Here is a 23,349-nt window from a genome sequence, read left to right on the forward strand (position 1 = left end):
CGGCGCCCGGGAAGATGACCGTTTTCAGCCTTCCTTGCCGCAGCCGTCCCCCCGGTCATCGTTTTCCCACCAGAGACCGCATGCACACCAGCCCGACCGCCGGGCCGGCGGCCAGCGGAACCAGGAGGACCGGCGGCGGCACCACGGCCGACAGCCATTGAATCAGGGAGAGGCTGACCACGGTGATGGAAAATCCGATGCTGTTGACCAGGGTCAGCGCGCTGCCCACCAGGTCGCGGGGCGCCGTGTGGGCGATGATGGTGGAAAATTGAGGTGAATCCCCCACCACGGCCATTCCCCAGAGCAGCAGGAAGGGCAGGAAAAGGGCCGGCGGGGCCCGGTAAAAAAGGGGGGACATCAGGCAGCAGGCGCCGGATACGGACAGCTGGACGGCCGCCACCGTTGCACTGCCCGCACGCCGGGAGACCCTTCCTCCGGCAACGCACCCCAGGCTGCCCGCAGCGATGGCCAGAAAACTCCACACGGAAACATTCAACGACAGGTCGGGTGTCCGGGATACATAGGCGGTCAGGAAAACCGGCATGAAGGCCCACAGGGTGTAAAGCTCCCACATGTGGCCGAAGTAGCCGCAGGCGGCGGCCCGAAGGGGGCGGTGGCCGAACAGGGCCGCCACCGCCATGGGGTTGAAGCGGGTGCCGCGCGCCAGATAGGGGCCGTCCGGAACCAGGACCGCCATCGATATCCCGCCCAGCAGGCAGACGCCCGAAGAGAGGATGATCGTGGCCTGCCAGGGCAGCGATGACATTCCCCCCTTGAGGAGGTGGGGAAAGGCCGTCCCCAGAACCAGGGCCCCGATGAGAAATCCCATGGCGTTGCCCAGGCCCTTTTTGTACCATCCCGCCGCGATCTTCATGCCCACCGGGTAGATGCCCGCCAGGAAAAATCCGGTCATGACGCGAAGGGCCAGCAGTCCCGACGGGCCGGTGTCCACCAGACCGGTGGACAGATTGGAAAGGGCCCCCGCCACGGCACAGAGCAGAAAGACCCGTCTCGGAGAATAGCGGTCGGAAACGGCAAAGAAGGCGAAAACCAGCGTACCGGCGATAAATCCCAGTTGAACGGCGCTGGTCACCCAGCCGGCCATGGACGAGGGTGCGGGCCAGCGCTGCATCAGATCGGGAAGGACCGCATTTCCCGAAAACCAGATGGCGGTGCCGGCAAACTGGGCGAACACGATGACCGGCAGGGTCCATGCCGGTCGTTTGATCATGGCCGCCCCGGCCGGCCGCATTTTATGAAGGCGCTGCATCGGGAGGCTGCCATGGCCCCGGCGCCGCTCATATGGCGTCCAGGGCCTGATTCAGGTCATCGATGATCGTCTGCACCGCTTCGATTCCCACGGAGAGACGCACCAGGCTTTCGCTGACGCCGGCCTTTTCACGGGCCTCGGGGCTCAGGGCCGCATGGGTGTTGGTCATGGGCTGGTTGGCCAGGCTGGTGACGCCTCCCAGGCTGGTGGCCAGCTTGATGGTTTTGAGCCGGTCCATCACCGCCTTGGTGCCGTCGAAGTCCGAGGCCACCTCGAAGCTGAGCATGCCGCCGAAACCGCTCATGCGGGCCCTGGCGATGTCGTGGTCCGGATGGGAGGCCAGCCCCGGGTAGTGGACCGCGGTAATTTTGGGGTGCCTTTCCAGGAACCGGGCGATGGACATGGCGTTTTCATTGTGCTTTTCGATGCGAAGGGCCAGGGTCTGAAGGCCGCGATGGGTGAGAAATGCGGACATGGGGTCCATGACCCCGCCGAAAACTTTTCTCAGTTGCCAGATGCGGTCCGCGCAGGGCGCATTGCAGCAGACGAAGCCGGTGGTGATGTCATGGTGGCCGCCCAGGTATTTGGTGCCGCTGTGAATGACGGCATCGACCCCCCATTCCACGGGGTGCTGGTTGATCGGCGAGGCAAAGGTGGCATCCAGCAGCACCACGGCCCCCTTGTCATGAGCCGCACCGGCCAGGGTGGGGACATCCACCACCCGCAGCAGGGGGTTGGTGGGCGACTCCAGGTAGAGCAGCGTCAGGCCCTTGTCGATTTCGGCCAGGATCTGATCGGTTTTCCAGCAGTTGACATAGGTCGTGTCCACACCGAGCCCGGGCAGGATCGTATCCATCAGTTCAAAGGTCCCGCCGTATATTTCCCGGGTGGTCACGATGCGGTCGCCGGTTTTAACGTGGGCCATCACCGCCGTGGTAATGGCGGCCATGCCCGATCCGAAACCGATGGCCCGGTCGTACCCCTCCAGATCGGCCAGTGCCTTTTCCACCTCCACCACCGACGGGTTGTCCCAGCGGGAATAGATATATCCGCTGTGGTTCTGGACCACGTCGATCAGGTCGTCGGAATGGTCGAACTTATAGGTGGCCGTCATGTAGACCGGCGGGATTACGGGTTTGCCTTTCATTTCAAGAATTCCTTTCAACGTTGGCGCAGCCGGTTTGTATCGGCTGCGGTTGTGCAGGGTCGTCGATCCTGTCCGAAGCCGGTACGCTAAATGAAATGCGGCCATAATTCAATATGCAAATCGAGAAAATCCGATTGACTTTTAGGCCCAAAACATGCAGATGGCAAACCTGCGGCATTTTCTTTTGGACGCTGGTGGTATGGTTCCCACTGAAGTCGTGCGACACCGTTTCAACCGTTCATCTGATGATTGGCCGAGATCCACAACCTGCCTGTCTCAGGCCCTAACGCCATGTTTTTCCTGCATGGGAAGACATAGAAGAGGAGATCTGCAGATGAACGATCGCATGCAGGTGTTCACCAGGGACGAAGTCAACCTGATCCATGATGCTTCCATGGAGATCCTGGCTGAAACCGGTGTCAAATTCAATTCCGAAGAGGCGCTGGACCTGTTCCGGCAGAACGGATTCAAGGTCACCAACCCCCGGGTGTACTTCACCGAAAAAGAGGTGATGCGGGCCCTGGAAACGGTGCCCTCCCGGTTTATCGTTCACGCCCGCAACCCGAAATACAATGTGGCCATCGGCGAGGATGATTTCGTTTTTCTTCCCACCGCAGGGGCGCCCAACGTATCCAATGCCGACGGGATACGGCGGCCGGCGGTCATGGCGGATTATCACACCAGCTGCAAACTGGTGCAGACCTCCGACCAGCTGGACATGAACGGCTTTCTGACCGTCCAGCCCAATGATGTCCCCTCACAGATCGTCCACCTGGACATGATGCTGGCCAACCTGACCCTGTGTGACAAGGCCTTTCTGGCAGGCAGCAATTTCAGGCAGGCGGCGGCGGACTCGGTGGCGATGGCGGCGATTGCCTGGGGGGGCGTGGAAAAGCTGAGAAAACAGCCGGTGATGGCCGCGGTGGTGCATGCGGCCTCGCCCCTCAAGTACAGTCCCGAAATGGCGGAAATCATCATCGACATGGCCCGGCTGGGCCAGCCCCTGGTGATTACGGACATGGTCCTGGCCGGCACCAGCGGGCCGGTTTCCCTGCCGGGGCTCCTGGCCATGGCCAATGCCGAGATCCTGAGCGGCATCGTGCTCTCCCAGCTGTCCGGACCGGGGACGCCGGTTGTCTACGGCTCGGTTTCGGCGCCGTCCGATATGCGCACCGTCGCGTCGGCGGTGGGGGCGCCCGAAGCGGTGACCCTGGCCTCGGCGGTCATCCAGCTGGCGCGTCATTACCGCATCCCCTGCCGCACCGGCGGCATGCTGACCAATTCCCACTGTATGGATTCCCAGGCGGCGGCCGAAGGCACCCTGATGATGAGTACTGCCGTGAGAAACGGCGCCAATTTCATCCTTCATGCCTGCGGCCAGTTGGGATCCTATATCTCCATGAGCTTCGAAAAGTGGATCCTCGACGAGGAGGTGTGCCGCACCCTGCGGCGCGTGCTCACCGCCATGGACGTCAACGTGGAATCCATCGATGTGGCCACCATCAAGAGCCTGGGCAGTGACGGGAATTATCTCACCCATCCGACCACCTTCAAGCACTGCCGGAGCCTGTATCAGCCCCGGCTGTTCACCCGTGACGACTACCAGGCGTGGGAGCGGAAGGGGGCCCGCTGCGTGGCCGACCATACCGAACGGATGCTGGCCGATCGGCTGGCGACATATGAAAAGCCGCCCATCGACGAGGGACTCGAAGCGGCCCTGGCCGATTATACCCGCCGGCAGAAAAAACGGCTGATGGACAAGAAGTTCATTTTTTGAGAATTAAAAGCACCCCGGTAGGATAACCCGGGGTGCAGTTGAGCCGATTTCCAGACGCTCCGTTGCCAGGTTTACAAACAGGCCCTTCGCTCGGAGATCAGGAAACCGGGTTACAAGCTGAAGATATGGTCCAGCCGCTCGAGGTCATTGATCACCCGCCAGGCGCCGCCGCCGGTTTCGGTGATGGTCTGCCACCGATCGACCCGCTCCATATAATTTCTGGGATCGCGGATGTCGTCGCGCAGTTTGGTGACATTCAGGGCGATAATGTTGAATCCATCCAGTTGAAAAGGGACGTCCCGCACGTGGCCCCTGGCCAGTTCCTCTTTCAGGTCGGAAAAAATCAGAATGAATTTGCGGCCGGATCCCGCTTCGTTCAGGTATTCAACTGCCTGCAGGAGCCCACCGGAGATGTCCGTGTAACTGCTGCCGTCCACTGACTGGACAAAATCGGCCACCTGTTTCTGAAAGGCGCGTTTTTGCGTATTGGCCACCGACGGCCGTTGATCAAAGGTCACCTTGGCCAGGATGTCCTTTTCGCTGAAACTACCCGTGTCGATGCGTGCCACGGCCATGGTGTCCCCGGGAGCGAGGGAGCCCAGCAGGTAGTTGACGATGGCCCGCGCCTTGTTCAGTTCTTCGGTATAGGTGCCCGAGGTGTCCACCAGCATGTAGACCCCCCTGGAATGATCGACTTTTTGTGCACATCCGCCGACAAGCAGCACCGCTGCACTCAGGACGGCGGCAGCGGTCAGAAACGGGTTCAGTCTGCCGATTCTTTGCATGGTGCCGCCTCCTCGAGCATCGTCATGGGTGTTTTCTGTGAGGCCCGTGCCGCGTCCTTCGTTTTCTGCGAAGAGGGTGCCGCCGCGATTTTCCTGAGAATCAGCGCCTCAAGCCAAAGGGCCGGGAAGATCACCAGATCGTATACATTCACCACCAGCCGGCCCAGGTAATAGCCCAGGTTGCCGGTCAGGCGCAGGAGAAAAACCAGCAACCGCAGCGCCCATGCGCCGGCCATGCCGATTACGGTGCGCGATGACGAAATGAAGGTTTCAAAGGGCATGGCCACCGTGGTGAGAATAAAAGGCAGGATAAATCCCAGGATCATCTGGCCGATGGTGGGGATATTGCTGGCGGCCACCGCCGACGGCTCGATGCCGGCCAGGCTCTGTCGCAATGCCTCCATGTCCGCGGCAATGCGGTCGCGCATGAAGGCCAGTGATGACTCCACACCGGCCAGGATGGTGAGCATGACCAGCAGGATCCAGAAGAACCAGGTCCGCTTTCTGTCATCCAGGCAGCCGATCACGGAAAACAGGCGGGTAAACCGCAGGGCGTCCATGAGGAAAATGCCCACGACGACTTCCAGGCAGACGATGAACATGCCGGCCACATCGGATGTCCTGAACGCCCCGATGTAGCTGGCACCGCCCACCATCTCGGACATGGGCAGGGCCACCAGGTTGAAGTTGATGATGGCCCCGATGACGAACACGCCCAGAACCAGGCCGGAGGTGAAAAACTGGGTCAGGGAGGACGATGACAATTGCCGCTCGGCCATGTCGGTGTGCGCCTTGACGGTTTCGTAATCGGTCATGCAGCGGTCCACCGACCGTGAGCGGTCGGTCAGGTCGCTGATGGCTTTTTCGAGCCCCTTGAGGGTTTTGTCCGTGGCGCGCCACTGGGGGACCATGCGGGCCAGGATGCCGTGGCGGCCCGATACCGCTTTGCGATGGCCTTCCAGGGCGGTTCGGTGCTGTTCCTTCAGGGTGTTGTGGATATCTTCGAGAATATTGGCCACCACGGGGTCGCCGGACGGTTTGATTCCTGATATGGCATCGATCACCTTGACCCAGTCCGACAGGTCCGGCGGAATCTCCGAGGTTTTCTGATAATCGTCTTCCAGTTTCAGCAGGTTTTCCCGCAGCTGGCGCTGGAGTCGGGGGTAGGCCTCCAGGTTTCGCTCAACCGCCGTGCTGATGCGCTCGAACTCGCGTTCCGTCCGGCGCTCGGCGTGCTCGATACCGGCTGCCAGCAGCACCTCACGGTTGCGCGCTTCCAGGCGCTGCTGTGTCATTTTTACCGAAGCGGCCGCCACGCGCATGGCGTTGTAGATGACCCGGCCCAACGATTCCATGGAATCGTGGAAGGGGCGGCGGGCAAAATACATGGCAGCGATGCACAAAACCATCCACACCAGAACCGATAAAAACGGAACCGGTGTGATGTTGAACAAAAGGGTTGCATCTGGCATGATATCCTCCGTCTATTCAGGTTGGACCGACTGTCCAGGTTCAGACTCCGCTTTATCAGGGGGCCTTCGGGCTCGTGACGATATTCCTAAAGCGGTGGCCGCCGACGCGGCGGTGGTTCCCATTTTAAAAAAAAAGATGGCAGCGGTTGCCGAAAACATGCTCACAAACACACTAAGCAAGTCATGTGCCGTTTCGAAACCGGTAACCCGCCCGACCGGAACCGGCGCCGGGTTTCTTGAAATCAGGCAAAAACGGGATAACCCATTGAAAACACAGTGCGCCATATGATTCATGCGACGGCGTGAGGGACGGGCGGGGCCAATGGGCGGGTGGCGGCAGGACAATACGACGGGTCGCCTGTGCATTAATTTGCACATTTGATTTTTCCATCAGACAAGAAAGAATTGGTGCTTCGGGAATGAAATTATCGGACAGCCTGTCATTGTTCAGCGACCGCCATCTCAGCGTATATCAACTCCGATATATCAACCGGGAGGGGCGCCGGGCGGGCTGGACCCTGGCTTCACGGGAGAGCGCCGGACCGAAATGCATGACCGGGCGGCTGAATTCGGCCGATGCCGTGGTGATCGTTCCCTACCACCGCGAGCGCCGGCAGCTGGTCATCATCCGGGAATTCAGGGTGGCACTGGGCGGCTTTCAGTACGGGTTTCCGGCCGGGCTCGTCGATCCGGGAGAATCGGTTGGGCAGGCCGTCGAACGGGAGCTGGCCGAAGAGACCGGGCTGAGGGTGCTGACGCATTTGCGGCAAAGCCCGGTGGTCTTCACCTCGTCGGGCATCACCGACGAATCCGTGGTCATGGCCTATGTGGAATGCGGGGGCGACCCCTCGGATGCGGGAAACAGCGCTTCTGAGGTCATTGAGACCCATTTTGTGGGACCGGGCGAGGCGGGCCGCCTGTGCCGGGACGACAGCATTTTGATGGACGTCAAGACATGGCTGGTGCTGACCGGGTTTGCCGCCAGCGGATCCATCTGAAACCGTCTGCGCAAACGGGTCTGTTGCCGGTAAAAAAGGGTGGGGCGCAAGACCGGACCGGCCCTGTTTTAAGAGCCGATGGCAGCCTCGGATCTGTCGTGGATCGCCGCTGGAGCCAGGGCAGGGACGGGACCCAAAGGCATTTAGGCGATGGCCCCAACATTCCGATTGCATCCTTGGTGGTATTGGTGTAATCAACTTTTTTTTTGAATGGTAAGACGATCGGTTCGACCGCCGGTTGGCCAGCTTCAGGCGATTCGGCATCGCTATTTTAAAAAATGAGTAAAAGGATACCATGGCACTTAGCAAACTGGAAATTCAGCAGATGCTGCGCGAAATGAATGTCAAATTCGGTGCAGATGAACCCCTCGACGCACTGAAACAGCGTTTGCAGAAGGAAAACCACAGTTTGTGGCTCAAGTCGGTGGCCGGAAGCCGGACCGCCAACGGCAGATCCGACAACGTCGTGGTCAGGAGGCGCAGAAAATCGGACCAGCCGCAGGAGACGATCGTCGACCCGCCGGACACCTCTGGAAAATCGGAATCCTTCAAAAAAATCGGCACACGGCGTGAAACCGACTACTCACGCCGCAACGGGCACCCCTATCAGCCGCAAACCATTGAAAAACCGGCGCCCGGAAAACCGTGGAAAGCTGCGGCGGACGGCACCGAACCGTTCAACCGCAAAAAGCGGGTCTTCGATTCGGTGCTGAAGCGTGCCCGCAGGTGCTGTGAACACTGTGGCCGGGGTGCCGAGGAAACATCCGGGACGACGGACCTGGAACCGTTTCACATCCTGCCCTTGTCCGAAGGCGGGGAACACTCCATCAAAAATGTTGTCGCCTTATGCCCGGCCTGTATGGAAATTCTGCAGGGCAAACCGGATCCCAAAGTTCTCAAAGAACTGAAGCGAAAGACGCGAAGCCGGATATACGATTCCCTGCAGGTGGTGAAGAAAAAAAAGATCCATTCCCGGCGGCGGCATCCCGGCCGGCGGAAGCAGGGGCAGGGGGACTGAATCGTCGTAATCGGCGGCGAGGATGGCGTCCGGGGGCGAAGGCGCTGCTCCGATTTCCTGCGCATACCCGCCAACCGACTTATTCAATGAGGATCCCCTGCTGATCCGGATAATCATAGATTTGCCTGATGCACGGCAATGCCCATTCAAGCCCGGCGACATCCAGTCGGACTGAAAACCCCGGTGGACGCCTAACTGGTCAGGAACAACCGGTGTAATTGCCCGATTCTGCTTTACTACATGCCGTTCCACGGAGGGGGTCTGCTGTTTGGAGCCAACGCTAACGTATTGCCGGCGTATGCCGATTTTTTATGAATGGTCTTCATGATTGATTTTCTCATTTTTTGATTCGAATGCCTTTGCAAAGAGATATGAAAACCGATACGATTCAATAATTTTTGGAGGCTTCTGGAATTGAAAGAAAGCCTGCACAACATGGAATCGAAGTACTAAGTCCTTGAATCGATACAGATACTCGACTTGGAATGGATAAAGGGAAGAGACCGTTGTGGGGGAGAGGCAATCTTGTACGGCAAGTTGATTCCAGAAGATGACGTGAAACAGCAGATCCGGATGAAACGAGCACTCCAGGCAGTGGGCGGGGGTGTCAGTCAGACGGTGGTATCCGTTATACTGTTTTTCTCAGGTGGATTCAGGATAGAGTGGCAGGGGTTTATCTGCCTGATGCTCTTTCTGTGGACTGGTCATGTAGCACTTCTTTTACTGATTCGCCTTGGTATAAACCGGCGCTTGTCCGATCCCAGCATGACCCGGGAGATGGTGATCTGGTCAATCCTGACGCTGCTGACAACCGTTTTCTTCATGGATCAGTTCCGCCCCCTCATGCTGATGTATTTCCCCATTATTCTTTTATACGGCGCCTTCAGCATGACCCCCAACCAGTACCGGGCTACGGCAGCGCTGATGATATTGGGGTATATCGGTGTCATTTTGACGGTTTATAAGCTTTATCCACGCATATTGAATATCGAATATGAAATCGTTGTCGCGCTTGTTTTTACATTGGTCATCGTTGCCTTCTCCTTTGTCAGTAATGAAATAAGCCTGCTAAGAAAAAAACTGCACCTGCGCAATGCCGAACTTGCCTCGGCAATTGAGAAAATAGAGAGAATGGCCACAACTGACGAACTTACCGGTTTAATCAACAGGCGGCATCTGATGTATGTGCTCAGACAACAGAAGTCGGTTGCCGATCGCGGCGGTATCAGCTTTTGTGTCTGTTTTTTCGATATAGACCGTTTCAAAAGAATCAACGACCACCTGGGGCACCATGTGGGCGATATCGTACTGAAGCGGTTTTCATCTGCGGTTCAGCCCTACCTGCGGACGTCAGACCTGTTTGCCCGTTTTGGAGGTGAAGAATTTGTTTTCGTGGCCATCGGTGTCGACCTTGACGGCGCAACGGTGGCCGCCGATCGAATCCGCAGGGCCATTCAAGCGCTTCGCTTCAAGGATGTGGCGCCGGACCTGGCGCTGACTGTTTCCGGCGGGGTGGCGCAATTCCGGTGCAATGAAAAAATTGAATCCGTTTTATCTCGTGCGGACCAGGCGTTGTATTTGGCCAAAAACAGAGGAAGAAACTGTATTAAAACCGAAGCCGACCTCGACGTCTGATGGCCGGGGTCGAATTGCCTCACCGGCCTCTCGGCCTGTTTAAACTCCGGTGAGACGTTCTGCCAGGGAAGTTGCCGCGCCCCCACCCGGACCTGCACCGGGATCGGTTTGACAATCGAATATCCGCTATCCGACAAGAAACCGCATAATGATGAATGGCGGCATGCTGTCTTTCATCATTCAACTCGTGATACGATGCCTTCCCTTTGCATTCCCGTTGACAGTTTTCGGGATATCTCTTGAAATGCGGTGTTTTTTGTTGTTATGGTCGACAATTATCAACAGCCCATGATCCATTCAACGTCCTGATACTCAACGTCGGTGCCAGGAACCGCGGCTCGAAACGACCGGTTTTCCTGAACCGGACTTCCCCTGACAAGCCAGCAGGCGCGTTACAGGAGGCGACAAACATGGAAAGATGGATTACGGCAAACCAGCTGCTAAAACGGTGGTCGGCTGGACCCTCGACGATCTTTAAAGCCGTCGAGGACGGTTTGTCGACCTATCGGGAATGGACGCAGGGCCGGCCAAAAGAAGTCGACATGAAAAATTTTGTCAGACACTTTTCCAGAATGCACGACAGCAGCGCGTTAGGAGACTGGTTTCCGGCAATGTTGTTCAAAATGAGCGATGTCGAGTCCTTCGAGGACGATCATTCCGAAGACGGCGGCGGCATGACCGCGAAAGATCGCCGAAACTATGGCCGGCTGAAAGCCGAAAGAGAGAATTTCACAGACGCCATATCAGCAGCAGTCAAAGGACTGATGCATTGCCAGGACAGAAACCCGCCCATAAGAAAAGCCGAGTTTAAAATTTTTATCCAGGAGGACTACCCGGGGCTGCCGGATACGTCGATCGGTGAGATCTGGAGAGCTATTCCGGGGAAATACAAACTATCCGGCCGGCCCCGGCTTGCTGCAAAAAAGTAAAAATCGAGAGAAATGAAAAACAGATGCACATGGTGTGGAAGCGATCCTCTATATATCGCCTACCATGATGATGAATGGGGCGTTCCTGTTCATGATGACCGGCGCCTGTTTGAATTCCTGATTCTGGAAGGCGCACAGGCCGGTTTGAGCTGGCTGACCATCCTGAAGAAACGGGAGAATTACAGGAATGCGTTTCACTCCTTCGATTGCGAGACAATCGCCAGTTATACGGAAACCGATGTCAGCCGCCTGCTTTCCGACTCCGGCATTGTGCGCAATCGCCTGAAGATTGAATCGGCCATCAGGAACGCCCGGGGTGTTATCAAGATACAAGATGAGTTTGGCTCGTTGGACGCCTATCTCTGGCGCTATGTGGAAGGTGTCCCCAAACCAAACGAATGGAAATCCATGGCAGAGCTTCCCGCGAAAACGGAAATATCCGATATGATGAGCAAGGATTTAAAAAAGCGTGGATTCAACTTTGTCGGTCCAACGATCTGCTACGCATTTATGCAGGCAGTCGGCATGGTGAACGATCACACAACGGATTGTTTTCGACACGAGGAACTCAGGACATTTGTCGGGCCATGAAAATTCAACCTGCGCGATAAACCCTGCCGCTGATTAACAGATGTTGGAAATCCGGAGAAACATCATTGACAGTATCAGATGACTTTCTTGAATATGTTCTTGATCAACTCTCGGCGTGGAGCGGCGTCACTGCACGAAGAATGTTCGGCGGTGCCGGACTCTATCGTGACGGCAGGATGTTTGGTCTGGTCGCTGACGATGTTGCCTATTTGAAGGTTGATGAAACAAACAAAGACAAATTTTTGGCGGCAGGGTCATCAGCTTTCAGACCGTACCCAGATAAGCCAACAATCATGTCATATTTTGAAATACCCCCGGATATCCTGGAGGATCCAGAGGCATTGATAAGATGGGCCGAAGAATCACTGTCCATCCAGAAGAAACGGAAATGACGTTCCCAGTACGGAAATGACAGAAACACTTTCACTGCAACAAGCCAGAAAGCTGGTGTTGCTGTCACAGCGGCTGCCGCCGGCAAAGCAGGCCGGTCGAGCCATTGCAGCCACATTGTCAGCGATTGAACACCTTGGCTACATCCAGATCGATACGATAACGGCAATTCGGCGTGCCCATCACCATACCCTGTGGAACCGCAACCCCCGCTACAAAACGTCCCACCTCAATCAGCTGGTCGCCGATAAACAGGTTTTCGAATACTGGGCCCACGCTGCCGCCTACCTGCCCATGCGCGACTACCGGTACAGCTTGCCCCGCAAACAGGCAATCGCAAACGGTGATCTGAATCACTGGTATGAACGCGATGAGCGGTTAATGAATTCGGTGCTCGATCGCATTGCTTCCGAAGGCCCTTTGATGGCCAAAGACTTTGAGCATGCCGGAAAAAAGACCGCCGAATGGACGAGCAAACCCGCAAAACGCGCCCTGGAATATCTGTTTATGCAAGGAGAACTCATGGTTCCCTGCCGGGTTAATTTCCACAAGGTTTATGACCTCACCGAACGGGTATTGCCTGAAGACACTGACACCACCGTGCCCAATCCGGAGGAATATGCCCGTTTTCTGATTGTCCGATACCTGCGGGCAAACGGACTGGGAAAGTCTGCCGAAATCGCCTATTTGCTGAAAAACACCAAACCGCTTGTTTGGGCTGCCTTGCAGGAAATGGTTTCGAGCAAAGAATTATTACCGATCAGGGCCGGCGGCAGCGGTTATTACGCGTTACCAGCATCCCTGGACCTGCTGAGCAGACCGCTGGCTCGCAGCAAGCTTAAAATACTCTCGCCATTTGATAATCTGCTTATCCAGCGCAATCGCATGCAGGTGCTGTTCGGCTTTGACTATCTGGTTGAATGCTATGTCCCCGAGGCAAAACGTCAATACGGCTATTTCTCGCTACCCGTTTTATGGGACGGGAAACTGGTTGCACGAATGGACTGCAAAACCGAGAGAAAAAAATCACTTCTGCATATTCATCATCTTGCCCTGGAACCCCGCCTCAGAAAAATTGATGCCTTTAGCCTTGCCCTGCATAAAGAGCTTGCACCGTTCCTCCAGTTTAATAACTGTAACCATCTCCGGTTACACCGAACCACCCCTGCCAATTTAAAACCCGTGCTGCAAACCGTACTCGACAGTTTAACGATTTGAAATTTTTGCCCTGGGCAGACGGCTCCAGGGGACAGATGACGAGAGCCTGCGTTAAAACAAACGCAAACGAGGGCATGCGTCGGGTTGGAGCAGGGATTTAGGCATTGACATATCGACCGCCTGCGGTAAGGATGACGGCTTACTGATGATGCCGCGCACTGTTGAGTGTGACAATCTCTGTGTTCCTTTTTTCTGACGCTGAATCTGAAACGGAGGAATTGATGAGAAGAAAAGCAATTCATGTCATGTTGGTTTTGTGGTTGGCGATGTTTTGTGCGTCTACGGCAGCCCTTGCCCAGAATGGAGGCCAAAACCGTTTAGCAGACGCCCTGAAAGAACTGAACGAAGAAGTAAAGGCTGTTTCTGCCAGGCTTTAGGCGCTTAAACACCAGCAGGCAATACTGATGGAAGACGCCGGCCTCGCAAAGCAAAACGATCCACGACACCTATCGGTGAGTAAAGACAGCGATACACCCGGAACATCCGACGGCACATCCATTCGTCTGGAAGCAAGCCTCATTAATCTCAAACCGAATATTAACGCATTGGATTACGCGATAGATGACCCGGACAGTTCCGGAGACCCGAACGGAGAACTTTTTCGGGTGGAACCGGACGAAGAAACCGGTTACAGATATGCTTTCTGGGTCAATACGCCAAAGTTGCCATTTGAGATCGGCATCCGTCACTCCGATCTGGACGGAACGTGGCATTCGGAAAGGGAGGATGATGGGGCTGGGGCGCTCTGGCATACCCGCATGCACCCTGATTCCAGCATCGACAGCGCGATCACCAGTGCCGATGCGACCTATGACCTGGATTACCAGGTAACCGACATCGAAGCCAGAAAACACTTTACACTGTTTGACAGCGTAGACGGCGCTTTTCTCGGCGGCATCCGGTTTGCCCGAATTGAGAGTAAATTCTATGTCGACTATGTCGATGGCGGCAATGAGGCGCGCTTTAATGAGGAAAGCAAGACAAGCGGATTCGGTCCATATATCGGATTTGAGAGCGGCTGGCAGTTACCATACGGATTTCGTCTGGACGGAATGATCAACTTCTGTCTTCTGCATAGTGATACAGATTTTGAAGCGAATGATGATGTAGACGAAGGGAAAATCACCTCCACGGAAAAAAACATGGTGTTTCAGGGCGTTGTCTACACACTCGGTCTTGAAAAACGGTTTTAGCCCACCGGGAGGCTGTTGAAATGCCGGCAGCGTCGTGTCTGTATAACGCCCGGCAGGGAAGGTGGGTTTATCCGTCCCTGTTCTGACCGGCCGAACCGACAGATACGGATCCGCATGTCCGGTGGTGTGCAAGGGGGGGCGTGAGGCCTCCCCCCATGCCTGTATGACGATGCGCCTGTCGGGTAGATTTGGGGAGTATTAACGATATAGGAAGCATTTGCTGTTTCTCCTTCAGTCCGGGAGAAGACAGCATGATCCAGGTACAACCTGCCGGTATGGCGAAAGTGCTTCCGCAGGTTGGTCAATGGGCAAATTCCGGATCATACCTTATTTTGTAATCAGCCATTTTTCTACGGCGAAGCCATCCCAATGCTTGGGAGTCGACAGTCATGCTGATCCTTTGAATATCCTGAGGGCAGCCCGCATGGTAAAGCCGGTCAAGGCCAGGAACAACAGGCCCAATCCAATGGGAACGATGATCTGCATGGGAAACAGGCGTAGCCCGTCCGGAGTGGTCGAGTTGAGTTCACGGGACATGATGGCCAGATCAGTTGTGGTATGGATGAGAAAGCCGATTAAGGCCAGTGAAATCAGCCCGCAAGCCAAGTCGAGCCAGGACCTGAAGGTGGCGGGCAGCCGGTCGTAAAAGAACTTGATGCGGATGTGCTTGTCTGCGGCCAGCGTGTGGCCAGCGCTCATGATAACGATGAGGAGCACGAGATAAGCGCAAACCGAGTCGCTCCAACCGGGAGTCCAACCGAAGCCGTAGCGCAGCACAGCACCAGAGGTGACCAGCACGACCATGGCGCAGAAAGCGATATTTGCGACGACACTGCCACTTTTAAGCACGATTTTTTCAAATTGCCGGCAAAAAGCAACGAATGACGAATTTTTCATGGATGGTTTTCCTTAGTTTCGTTTCCATGGCCTGACCGGCAGGCGCCTTTCCAGTGGCGATACCACCGGGGCGAAACCTGCCGGCCCCAATTTCGACCATTCGGCTGCAACGCAATGTCAGTTGGTCTCGTCCGGGAGATAAGGTGCAATGATTTCAGCCATTTTTTTCACATTCGGATTTTCAGAGCCGGCGACGAATTCCTTGTAAGCCGTCAGTGCCGCCTGCTGGGACCGTTTCATGTCCGCATCGCTGAAATACCGGATCGTCATGCCTTTTTCACGCATCTTTGCCAAATAGGCCTCCTCGGTCCTGGGGTCCGTGGCCTCGCAGGCCCCCTTGCGAGAGGCATCCAGGGCGGTTTCGCGGACGATCTGCTGCAGGTCTGCGGGGAGCTTGTCCCAGTGCTTTTTGCTCACCAGGATTTCACAGGTCCACAGCACGGTCCCCGGGTACCCGACCGGGTAATAATACTTGGCCACCTCATACAGCGAGCGGCCGACCACGGTACGCGGCGACGTGTCCACACCGTCGATGACGCCGGTTTTCAGGGCCTGGTACAATTCGCCCATCGGCATGAACACTGCCGAAGCGCCGCGCAGTTCGAAGACCCGTTTGGAGTCCGGTGCGGAGACCCGGATCTTCTTGCCGGCAAAGTCTTCCCAGCCGCTGCCGTCGATATTGGTGACGATGCCGTCGTTGGTGTTGTAAAGCGGATATCCGCCAAGCAGTTCGATGCCCCAGCTGTTGTTGAAGATTTCCTGGCGGGCGGGGGCCAAAAGGTTGTGAATGGCCCACCGCTGGCTGCGGTCACGCCAGAGATAGAAGCGTGAGTCGAGGCTCAGGGACGGTGCATCGCCGGCCTGGAACTCGGACATCCCCATGGCCATGTGAACGACTCCCGACTTCAGTGCACGATAGAGTCCCGTCGGGGGGATGCCGAGGGAACCGCCGGGAAAAAGCTGGATTTCGAGACGGCCACCGCTGCGGGCTTTGACCTGGTCGCAAAACCATTGAAAGTTTTTCACTTCACCGGTTTTTTCGTTGAGGATCGCATCAGCACGCCATTTGAAAGTGTCAGCCGCCGTTGCGGGCGAAAAACCTGTCAACAGCAGGCCGGTTACCAGGATCGCAGACAGAGCCAGATGAAACGTCTTCATGTTCTCTCCTTCGTATAAATGGGGTTATTGAATTTCGAATCCAAACAATCGAGGCAGAAATGTCGCGATCTGCGGGAAGCAGATCAGGATGACGACAAACCCGCCCAGAATCCAGAAAAACGGCCAGACACCGCGCACGACGTCTTCCAGAGTGACGTCGTCACCTTCAGTGATCGCCTGGATCACATACAGGTTGAGTCCCACCGGCGGGGTCAACTGGCCGATTTCTATCAACACTACAATCACGACCGCAAACCAGATCCCGCCGAAGCCAAAGGTGGTGACAATCGGAAAGACGAACGGCAGGGTCATGACCATGAAGGAAATGCCGTCGAACAGGCACCCCAGCAGCAGATACATCACGACCAGGCCCACCATGACCACCATCGGCGCAACGTTGAGCCCGCCGATGGTAAGACTGAGGCTGCGGGGCAGCCCGACCAGGGCCGCTGATTTGGCCAGCAGCATTGCACCGCAGACGACGAGCAAAAGCATACAGAAGGTGTGGGTGGATTCCTGTACGCTCTCGACAATCTGCTTAAAGGATAGGTCGCCGTACAACGCGCCCACGACGATCGAGCCGAAAACGCCGATGCCGCTGGCTTCGGTGGCGGTGCTCCAACCGGCCAAAATCGGCAGCAGCACCACGCCAATGAGCAGCACGATGGGCCAGATGCCGATGAGCCGCTTGAGCGCCGGCAGTAGCGGCTCCACCGAGTCGCTACGCGGGGCGAATTCCGGATTGCGGATGCATTTGACGGCCACATAAATCGAGAACAGCACCGCCAGCAGGATCCCGGGACCGATACCCGCCGCAAAGAGGGCGCCCACTGAGGTTTCTGTCAGGGCGCCGTAGATGATAAAGGCGGAACTGGGAGGAATCATGATGCCGAGGGTACCGCCGGCGGCGACGGTGCCCATCGTCAGGCCGAAATTGTACCTGCGTTTCTTCAACTCCGGAAAGGCGCTGCTGCCCACGACCGCGGTCGTTGCCGCGCTGGCTCCAAAGATCGATGCGAAAAGGGCACAGATGGCGATGTTGGTATGCAAGAGTCCCCCGGGGATCCGCTCCATCAGCGGTGCCATACAGCTGTATGCCTTCTGGCTGATACCGCTTTTTAAAATGATCTGTCCCATCAGGATGAAACACCCCACGGCCACCAGGGCGTACATTTGGATCGACCCCCAGACCGCAGCCCCCATCATGGACTGGGCCTGGCCCGCCAGAAAATAGTAGACGATGAAAGAGGTCGCACCGACGGCGACGAAAACGAAAACACCGCCGAACACCAGGGCAAAGAGTGGGACCAGAAGGACAATCCATTCCATAAAATAACCTCGCTACTCAAAAATGCCGCTATGCGGCCGACCGGCTAAATGTGTTTGCCGTACAGGAACGCCCAGTTCCCGGGGTGAATGGTCGTGTAGCACCAGTAGCCGATGATCACACCGTCGAAGGGCGCCACGACCTCGCCTACCTTCTCACCGAACAGGTTGTGCACTTCGGAGAGCACCTCGCCCTCGCGGCATTCGTCGAGCGCCTTTTTGAGGGGCTTGTGGATGCCGCCCTGGTCGGTGTGCAGATAGCGCAGTTCAACATCGATCTGGTCGGCTACGGTCGGGACCTTACCCTGGAGCATGCCGAAGCGCACCATGACGTTCTTGATGCCGTTGCTGCAGATGTCCACGTAATACTGCCGGTGTTCGTGTCGCACGCAGTGGCCGCCGATTTCAGGAATGATCGCCGGCACCCCGAATTTCTGGGCCTCAACCGTCGTGATGCCGCTGAACGGCAGGTTCTGCTGGCGCCACAGGACCTTGACGCCAAAGGCCTTGGCCATTTCATAGGTGACTTTCCCCACTTCGGTGTCCGGCGGCAGGTAGGCGGCCAGCGGATCGAGGTACAAGGAGTTGCCCCCACCGTGAAAACTGATGACATAGTCCGCCTTGCGGATGAAGTTGTGCATATAAAAATGGGCGATGCGCGAGGTGATCAGGCCTTTCTCGTTGCCCGGGTAGGCGCGGTTGAGGTCCTGGTACGACCAGTCAATCGGTGCGATGCGCATACCCGCGTTGAATGCCTCCAGGTTCAGGGCCGGAATGCCGACCAGGGTCCCCTTGACCTGCTCGGGGTTCAATTCGTTCAGCGCCTGGATGATGCCTTCCGAGCCCTCGTATTCGTCTCCGTGGTTGCAGGCATCGACCAGCAAAAGGGGCCCTTCGTCCTTGCCGCAGATGATAAAATAAGGAATCCGGACCATCGACCCGTCGACCTTTTGGGCGATGTCTATGAATCCGTGCTTTTTCGTAGACCGTTCGGAGATCAGTTCCTGCAAGTCGAATTGAATGTTGTTTGACATTGTTTCACTCCTCTTTGACAAATTGGGTAAAATCGGTGGTTTGCCGGCTGGTTGCCGTCCCCGCACCGTTGTCGAATCTGTTTTAACGGCCGCTTTTCGCCTACCCGGCGACCGGCAGTTTCAGCAGCAGCTCGACAATGCCGCTGTCTGTCCCCGCCAGGGCGCAATGATTGAAGGGTTCGAGGACCTTCACCAGTTCCGGCAGCTTCACGGGGACGAGCCCCTGAGTGTCGTGAATGCCGCCGCCGCTGAGAACCAGCATGGCGGTGGTGTATGCCTGGGCGGCCGCCGTGCTGACCTTCAGGCCGCAGGATTCCTTGGCCCCGTCACAAACCATGCCGAGAAGCGCGGCCACAAAGGTCGATACCGCACGTTCCGCCTGGATGGCCGTGCCCTGCAGCAGGCGCACAATCCCGGCCGCGGCGCCGGCACCGGCGGCCACGGCACAGCCACAGGTGGGGGTCAGACGGCCGATATAGGCCTTCAGGTAGCCGCAGACCATGTGGCTCAACGCCACAGCTTCGGCAAGTTCCCTCGACGAGGAGCCCTGATCTCCGGCAACGATGGCCAATGGTATGATGGCCGTGAGGCCGTGGTTGCCGCTGCCCGAGCTGCTCATGACAGGCATGCAGGCACCGGTCATGCGCAGATCTGATGCGGCGCCGGTCATGCATGTAATCAAGCCAATCAGGCCGGCCCGCTCTCGATCCAGGGCCGGCACGGATCCGAACTTCAGCCCCGCTGTGCTGCTGATGCCTTGCTCGGCAATCGCCATGTTCATTTCGACCCCTTCGAGCATCCGGGCCTCGAGCAAGTCGTCAATCTCGCCGGATAGTTGCCAGATGTCTTCAAAATCGAGCTGTTTCAATTGCTCCCGGGGATCGTCCGGTGTGTCATCCGCCATTTCTGCGGCTTTAAAAATGTTCTGTCCGTCGACTGTGATGCACGCTACGCGGTCGTGCCGCCCGGCGATAGTGCAGGCACTGGTTCGACCGGCGGCATACAGGGTTACCTCTGCCCATACCGAAGGGGCGTCCTGTTCTACGATTTCGGAAACACCTCCGCGTTCGAAGATTTCGCGAGCCCGCTGCAGCGCGGTTGCCGAGATCTGGCTCAGGGCGGTCAGGCCAAAATCGGGATCACCGCCCACGGCACCGAGGGCCGCCGCCATAGCGTTGCCGCGAATGCCGTCAACGCCCGGAAGTCCCACGGAACGACCATTTTTGAACAGATTGACGGATGAACGGACGCAGATCCTTTCTGCCTCAGCGTCAAGTTCACGGGCGGCCACGGCAGCCGCAAATGCCACGGCTCCGGGTTCCGTGCATCCCAAAGCGGGTTTGACTTCATTTTTGAAGAACCGGTGTAAATCCATATTTTTATTTTGCCTTTCAATCAGATGCGAACAGGCGGCTGGGCCTGCTGCCGCCCCTGAGTCAAAGCAGAGATCGTGCCACTCAACAAAAATCAGGATAACGAGCTATATTTATAAGAATATATTAGCGTTGGACATGTGGGACGTATGCGCATGGCTATTGTCAAACTTTCAGAATTGAAATATAGACAAGCTTTTTTCTCGAAAATGAAAAACAAGCGCCACCGTATAAAGCTCAGATTTTGTCCCAAGGAACCGCAACAAACCTGAGGAACAGCACCATGAAAAACTTCAGCCCTTCGTGGGCGGCTCCACCACAAATACGCATCGACGCCGACAACGGTTCCTTGTCTTGCTGGCAGGCAATCCATCCTATCATAGAGACTTTAGGCGAATTATTAGGTGTGGAAATCGCTATCATCAATCTTGATTACCTTTGCGTAGCCGGAACGGGGCCATATACAAAAGGGCTCGGCTTCAGGGTGCCGAAAGACACGGCCTTGGGGTACGGACTGCGATCACATGCAGGATCGATGCTGTTGCATCCTGGATCGGATGAAACCTGCCGCTCGTGTCCGATAAGAAATGATTGCCGAGATCAGGCGAATTACACAGGGCCACTCTATCTGGACGGCCAGATGATAGGTGCGATGCAGATCGTTGCATTTGACCAGCACCAGCGATCGATTTTGGTTGAAAAAGCAGAATCTGGCTTCTTCCTGGTTCGTCGGCTCATTGAACAACTCTATCGAGTCGGAGTTCTTCGCCCATTCGCTGAATCCGAGGAGAATCAAGCGACGGAACGGTGCGCCTTTCCCCGAGTGGGACAACTTGAGAACATCATCGGTGAAAGCCCGGCGATGATCACCCTGAAAGAGCATATCCTTAAAACCGCCGCCTGCGATTCAATCGCGTTGGTTCAAGGGGAATCGGGGACAGGCAAAGAACTGATAGCCCAGGCCATTCACAAATGCAGTGCCCGCGCAAGAGGTCCCTTCATCGCCATCAACTGCGGCGCGATCCCCGATGCGCTCCTCGAGAGTGAATTGTTTGGCTACGAAGGGGGCGCCTTCTCCGGCGCCAACGCCCAGGGCCGCAAAGGGCTGTTGGAAATGGCCCATGGTGGAACCGTTTTTTTTGATGAAATTTCCGAGTTGCCTTACCCGCTGCAGGTCAAGCTGCTACGCGTACTGCAGGAACGCTCGTTTCGCCGGATCGGCGGTCAATGCTTGATACAATTCGACTCACGGGTGATTGCCGCCAGCAATCAAAACCTTAGCGACCTGGTGCAGACCGGTAAATTCCGAAAGGACCTTTACTACCGGCTCAACGTTGTACCAATAACGGCACCACCGCTTCGGGAACGCAGGGAGGATATCGGTCTACTCGTGGATTATTTCATAAAGGCTTTTTCTACAGAGGCCTCAGGTAAGATCACCGGCGCCACCAGACAGTTAATGAGGCGTTTTGAAGGGTATGCCTGGCCGGGAAACGTGCGCGAGTTAAGAAATTTCATCGAGTACGGTGTGAATTTCTGCCCACCAGGTTTACTTACCCTCGAGCACCTGGCGCATCGCTTTGAAAACTTACTCCCCGTTGCTGGCGGGACAGAGCCGGATAGCGGCCGCGAGATGGATGAACGGAAAGCCGACGTGGTGAGGCTTTACCATGCCCGCAAAAGCGTGGAACTGGATCAGGTCATGAGAGCCTTGGCGATTCACGGGAGCACTGTTAAGGGGAAAAAGTCTGCGGCCCGGCAACTTGGTATCAGCCTTTCAACGCTCTACCGGATTTTGCGGGCGCAGACCGAGCCGAAGCCGGGGTCGTGCTAACCAATTGACATTGCATAGATATTGGCTAAAAAGACCTTCCATGCAAGCTTGATCCACAGTTTTTATCCCTGAAAACACCTGATTAAGGAAAGCGTTGTAAAATGGCCCGTGCAAAAAGACATTGTGTTCCCGGTCATGCATGGCATCTCACCCACAGGTGTCACAAGAGAGCCTTCCTACCAAAATAAGGAAAACCAGTGCTTATTGTCCTGTCAGTCGGGCAACTCTGTCCCTTGGTTCATGATATCCAGATATCCTGTGTAACTGAAAATCCGATTTCGTTTGAGGGAGGTCAGTTCACGGACAACCCCCAACCGTTGCAGATGGTCCAGGGATTTGTTGACCGTGGCCGGCGTGATACCTGTTTGAGTTTCCGGTAATTTCCGGGGACGGGCCAAGTCAACTAATTAAAATAAAAGTTAAATTGTTATAAAAGATGGCCGAAATACCCTCTATATTGAGATTTTTAGCGTCAAAAATTGCGATATAGGATGGTTTAATGGCACGGGCTAAACGACATTATGTTCCGGATCAAATCTGGCACATTACCCAAAGATGCCATAAACGTGAATTCCTGCTGAAATTTAAACAGGACCGTCACCGTTGGATTCAGTGGCTCTTCGAAGCGAAAAGGCGTTTCGGGCTGGTGGTATTAAACTATGCGGTGACATCAAATCATATCCACTTGATCGTGAAAGACGACAGCGATCACAGGACTATCCCACAAGCAGTTGGGCTGATCGCCGGAAGAACCGCCCAGGAATATAACCGTCGGAAACACCGGAAAGGGGCCTTTTGGGAAGATCGATACCATTCAACCGCAGTTGAAACCGGTGAACATCTGCTGCGGTGTCTGGTATACATCGATTTGAATATGGTTCGTGCCGGGGTTGTCGACCATCCATCGAAATGGCCTTATGGTGGGTATAATGAAATCCAGAAGCCACGGCGAAAAAATATCATCATTGCTTACCAAAGGCTGCGGGAGTTGGCTGGATTCAAGGATTATGGAACTTTCGCCTCAGCCCACTTGAAATGGGTTCAATCCGCCCTAAAAGACATTGACGCCAAACGGGCAAGCCGATGGACGGAAAGTATTGCCGTGGGGAGCAGACCGTTTATCGAACGCATTAAAAACGCCATGGGGGCGATGGCAAAGGGCCGCTCCATCCAGCCCACCGAAGGGGCATTTGAATTGCGGGAAGAACAATCCGCCTATAATTCGATTTTTGACCCCAAAAATCGCGATATAGACCCCAATTAAGCCCTCTATTACAATTATTATTTTTTAATTCCTGGTGTTT

Annotated in this window: 21 protein-coding genes; 12 read left to right on the plus strand and 9 right to left on the minus strand. The window is 56.0% G+C overall.

Features of this window, described 5'->3' with window-relative positions; translation table 11 throughout:
- Positions 1–55: 55 nt before the first annotated feature.
- Positions 56–1,231, minus strand: coding sequence for an MFS transporter (locus DSCA_RS00955; protein WP_155314667.1), 1,176 nt, complete (start codon positions 1,229–1,231; stop codon positions 56–58).
- Positions 1,232–1,298: 67 nt separating this feature from the next.
- Positions 1,299–2,417 (minus strand): trans-sulfuration enzyme family protein, encoded by a 1,119-nt coding sequence (locus DSCA_RS00960; RefSeq protein WP_167527550.1) that lies wholly within the window; start codon positions 2,415–2,417, stop codon positions 1,299–1,301.
- A 334-nt stretch (positions 2,418–2,751) separates the two neighbouring features.
- Here DSCA_RS00960 and DSCA_RS00965 point away from each other — a divergent pair, with 334 nt between their 5' ends.
- Positions 2,752–4,194, plus strand: a complete 1,443-nt coding sequence (locus DSCA_RS00965; RefSeq protein ID WP_155314669.1) for a trimethylamine methyltransferase family protein — start codon at positions 2,752–2,754, stop codon at positions 4,192–4,194.
- 110 nt (positions 4,195–4,304) lie between these two features.
- Here DSCA_RS00965 and DSCA_RS00970 read toward each other — a convergent pair whose 3' ends face one another.
- A complete protein-coding gene (locus DSCA_RS00970; RefSeq protein ID WP_197904706.1) occupies positions 4,305–4,979 on the minus strand; it encodes a hypothetical protein in 675 nt (224 codons plus the stop codon).
- Entirely contained in the window at positions 4,958–6,451 is a 1,494-nt protein-coding gene (locus tag DSCA_RS00975) for a hypothetical protein (protein WP_155314670.1), read from the minus strand. The genes DSCA_RS00970 and DSCA_RS00975 overlap by 22 nt, the downstream gene beginning before the upstream one ends.
- Before the next feature lie 419 nt (positions 6,452–6,870).
- Here DSCA_RS00975 and DSCA_RS00980 point away from each other — a divergent pair, with 419 nt between their 5' ends.
- From DSCA_RS00980 to DSCA_RS01020, 9 genes are all read left to right on the plus strand, one after another.
- Positions 6,871–7,449: an NUDIX hydrolase gene (locus DSCA_RS00980; protein ID WP_155314671.1), complete on the plus strand. Its 579-nt coding sequence runs from the start codon at positions 6,871–6,873 to the stop codon at positions 7,447–7,449.
- A 295-nt stretch (positions 7,450–7,744) separates the two neighbouring features.
- Positions 7,745–8,467, plus strand: a complete 723-nt coding sequence (locus DSCA_RS00985) for an HNH endonuclease (RefSeq protein WP_155314672.1) — start codon at positions 7,745–7,747, stop codon at positions 8,465–8,467.
- 573 nt (positions 8,468–9,040) lie between these two features.
- A complete protein-coding gene (locus tag DSCA_RS00990; protein WP_155314673.1) occupies positions 9,041–10,102 on the plus strand; it encodes a GGDEF domain-containing protein in 1,062 nt (353 codons plus the stop codon).
- Positions 10,103–10,341: 239 nt separating this feature from the next.
- Positions 10,342–11,031 (plus strand): hypothetical protein, encoded by a 690-nt coding sequence (locus tag DSCA_RS00995; protein WP_155314674.1) that lies wholly within the window; start codon positions 10,342–10,344, stop codon positions 11,029–11,031.
- A gap of 12 nt (positions 11,032–11,043) precedes the next feature.
- Positions 11,044–11,622: a DNA-3-methyladenine glycosylase I gene (locus DSCA_RS01000; RefSeq protein WP_155314675.1), complete on the plus strand. Its 579-nt coding sequence runs from the start codon at positions 11,044–11,046 to the stop codon at positions 11,620–11,622.
- A 65-nt stretch (positions 11,623–11,687) separates the two neighbouring features.
- On the plus strand, positions 11,688–12,014 hold the full coding sequence (locus DSCA_RS01005; RefSeq protein ID WP_155314676.1) for a TfoX/Sxy family protein: 327 nt from the start codon (positions 11,688–11,690) through the stop codon (positions 12,012–12,014).
- Positions 12,015–12,030: 16 nt separating this feature from the next.
- Positions 12,031–13,230: a winged helix-turn-helix domain-containing protein gene (locus tag DSCA_RS01010; RefSeq protein WP_155314677.1), complete on the plus strand. Its 1,200-nt coding sequence runs from the start codon at positions 12,031–12,033 to the stop codon at positions 13,228–13,230.
- 221 nt (positions 13,231–13,451) lie between these two features.
- Entirely contained in the window at positions 13,452–13,607 is a 156-nt protein-coding gene (locus tag DSCA_RS01015) for a hypothetical protein (protein WP_155314678.1), read from the plus strand.
- A gap of 27 nt (positions 13,608–13,634) precedes the next feature.
- Positions 13,635–14,423, plus strand: coding sequence for an Lpg1974 family pore-forming outer membrane protein (locus DSCA_RS01020; RefSeq protein WP_155314679.1), 789 nt, complete (start codon positions 13,635–13,637; stop codon positions 14,421–14,423).
- Between the two features lie 387 nt (positions 14,424–14,810).
- Here the strand turns inward: DSCA_RS01020 and DSCA_RS01025 are convergent, their stop codons facing one another.
- The 5 genes from DSCA_RS01025 to DSCA_RS01045 form a co-directional block, all read right to left on the minus strand.
- Positions 14,811–15,320 (minus strand): TRAP transporter small permease, encoded by a 510-nt coding sequence (locus DSCA_RS01025; RefSeq protein ID WP_155314680.1) that lies wholly within the window; start codon positions 15,318–15,320, stop codon positions 14,811–14,813.
- 117 nt (positions 15,321–15,437) lie between these two features.
- Positions 15,438–16,478 (minus strand): TRAP transporter substrate-binding protein, encoded by a 1,041-nt coding sequence (locus DSCA_RS01030; RefSeq protein WP_155314681.1) that lies wholly within the window; start codon positions 16,476–16,478, stop codon positions 15,438–15,440.
- 24 nt (positions 16,479–16,502) lie between these two features.
- On the minus strand, positions 16,503–17,807 hold the full coding sequence (locus DSCA_RS01035; protein ID WP_155314682.1) for a TRAP transporter large permease: 1,305 nt from the start codon (positions 17,805–17,807) through the stop codon (positions 16,503–16,505).
- 44 nt (positions 17,808–17,851) lie between these two features.
- Positions 17,852–18,838 (minus strand): succinylglutamate desuccinylase/aspartoacylase family protein, encoded by a 987-nt coding sequence (locus tag DSCA_RS01040; protein ID WP_155314683.1) that lies wholly within the window; start codon positions 18,836–18,838, stop codon positions 17,852–17,854.
- A 100-nt stretch (positions 18,839–18,938) separates the two neighbouring features.
- Positions 18,939–20,213: an L-serine ammonia-lyase, iron-sulfur-dependent, subunit alpha gene (locus tag DSCA_RS01045; protein WP_155314684.1), complete on the minus strand. Its 1,275-nt coding sequence runs from the start codon at positions 20,211–20,213 to the stop codon at positions 18,939–18,941.
- Between the two features lie 281 nt (positions 20,214–20,494).
- Here DSCA_RS01045 and DSCA_RS01050 point away from each other — a divergent pair, with 281 nt between their 5' ends.
- On the plus strand, positions 20,495–22,045 hold the full coding sequence (locus DSCA_RS01050; protein WP_197904707.1) for a sigma-54 interaction domain-containing protein: 1,551 nt from the start codon (positions 20,495–20,497) through the stop codon (positions 22,043–22,045).
- Between the two features lie 499 nt (positions 22,046–22,544).
- On the plus strand, positions 22,545–23,309 hold the full coding sequence (locus tag DSCA_RS01060; RefSeq protein ID WP_155314685.1) for a transposase: 765 nt from the start codon (positions 22,545–22,547) through the stop codon (positions 23,307–23,309).
- Positions 23,310–23,349: the final 40 nt, after the last annotated feature.

This window comes from Desulfosarcina alkanivorans, assembly GCF_009688945.1.
GTDB lineage: Bacteria > Desulfobacterota > Desulfobacteria > Desulfobacterales > Desulfosarcinaceae > Desulfosarcina > Desulfosarcina alkanivorans.

Coding starts and splice junctions, on each gene's coding strand:
- DSCA_RS01000 (WP_155314675.1), top strand. CDS start 11,044: ATGAAAAACAGATGCACATGGTGTGGAAGCGATCCTCTATATATCGCC.
- DSCA_RS00975 (WP_155314670.1), bottom strand. CDS start 6,451: ATGCCAGATGCAACCCTTTTGTTCAACATCACACCGGTTCCGTTTTTA.
- DSCA_RS01030 (WP_155314681.1), bottom strand. CDS start 16,478: ATGAAGACGTTTCATCTGGCTCTGTCTGCGATCCTGGTAACCGGCCTG.
- DSCA_RS01050 (WP_197904707.1), top strand. CDS start 20,495: ATGAAAAACTTCAGCCCTTCGTGGGCGGCTCCACCACAAATACGCATC.
- DSCA_RS01015 (WP_155314678.1), top strand. CDS start 13,452: ATGAGAAGAAAAGCAATTCATGTCATGTTGGTTTTGTGGTTGGCGATG.
- DSCA_RS00965 (WP_155314669.1), top strand. CDS start 2,752: ATGAACGATCGCATGCAGGTGTTCACCAGGGACGAAGTCAACCTGATC.
- DSCA_RS01020 (WP_155314679.1), top strand. CDS start 13,635: ATGGAAGACGCCGGCCTCGCAAAGCAAAACGATCCACGACACCTATCG.
- DSCA_RS01040 (WP_155314683.1), bottom strand. CDS start 18,838: ATGTCAAACAACATTCAATTCGACTTGCAGGAACTGATCTCCGAACGG.
- DSCA_RS00970 (WP_197904706.1), bottom strand. CDS start 4,979: ATGCAAAGAATCGGCAGACTGAACCCGTTTCTGACCGCTGCCGCCGTC.
- DSCA_RS01010 (WP_155314677.1), top strand. CDS start 12,031: ATGACAGAAACACTTTCACTGCAACAAGCCAGAAAGCTGGTGTTGCTG.
- DSCA_RS00955 (WP_155314667.1), bottom strand. CDS start 1,231: ATGATCAAACGACCGGCATGGACCCTGCCGGTCATCGTGTTCGCCCAG.
- DSCA_RS00990 (WP_155314673.1), top strand. CDS start 9,041: ATGAAACGAGCACTCCAGGCAGTGGGCGGGGGTGTCAGTCAGACGGTG.
- DSCA_RS00960 (WP_167527550.1), bottom strand. CDS start 2,417: ATGAAAGGCAAACCCGTAATCCCGCCGGTCTACATGACGGCCACCTAT.
- DSCA_RS00980 (WP_155314671.1), top strand. CDS start 6,871: ATGAAATTATCGGACAGCCTGTCATTGTTCAGCGACCGCCATCTCAGC.
- DSCA_RS01060 (WP_155314685.1), top strand. CDS start 22,545: ATGGCACGGGCTAAACGACATTATGTTCCGGATCAAATCTGGCACATT.
- DSCA_RS01045 (WP_155314684.1), bottom strand. CDS start 20,213: ATGGATTTACACCGGTTCTTCAAAAATGAAGTCAAACCCGCTTTGGGA.
- DSCA_RS01025 (WP_155314680.1), bottom strand. CDS start 15,320: ATGAAAAATTCGTCATTCGTTGCTTTTTGCCGGCAATTTGAAAAAATC.
- DSCA_RS00985 (WP_155314672.1), top strand. CDS start 7,745: ATGGCACTTAGCAAACTGGAAATTCAGCAGATGCTGCGCGAAATGAAT.
- DSCA_RS01035 (WP_155314682.1), bottom strand. CDS start 17,807: ATGGAATGGATTGTCCTTCTGGTCCCACTCTTTGCCCTGGTGTTCGGC.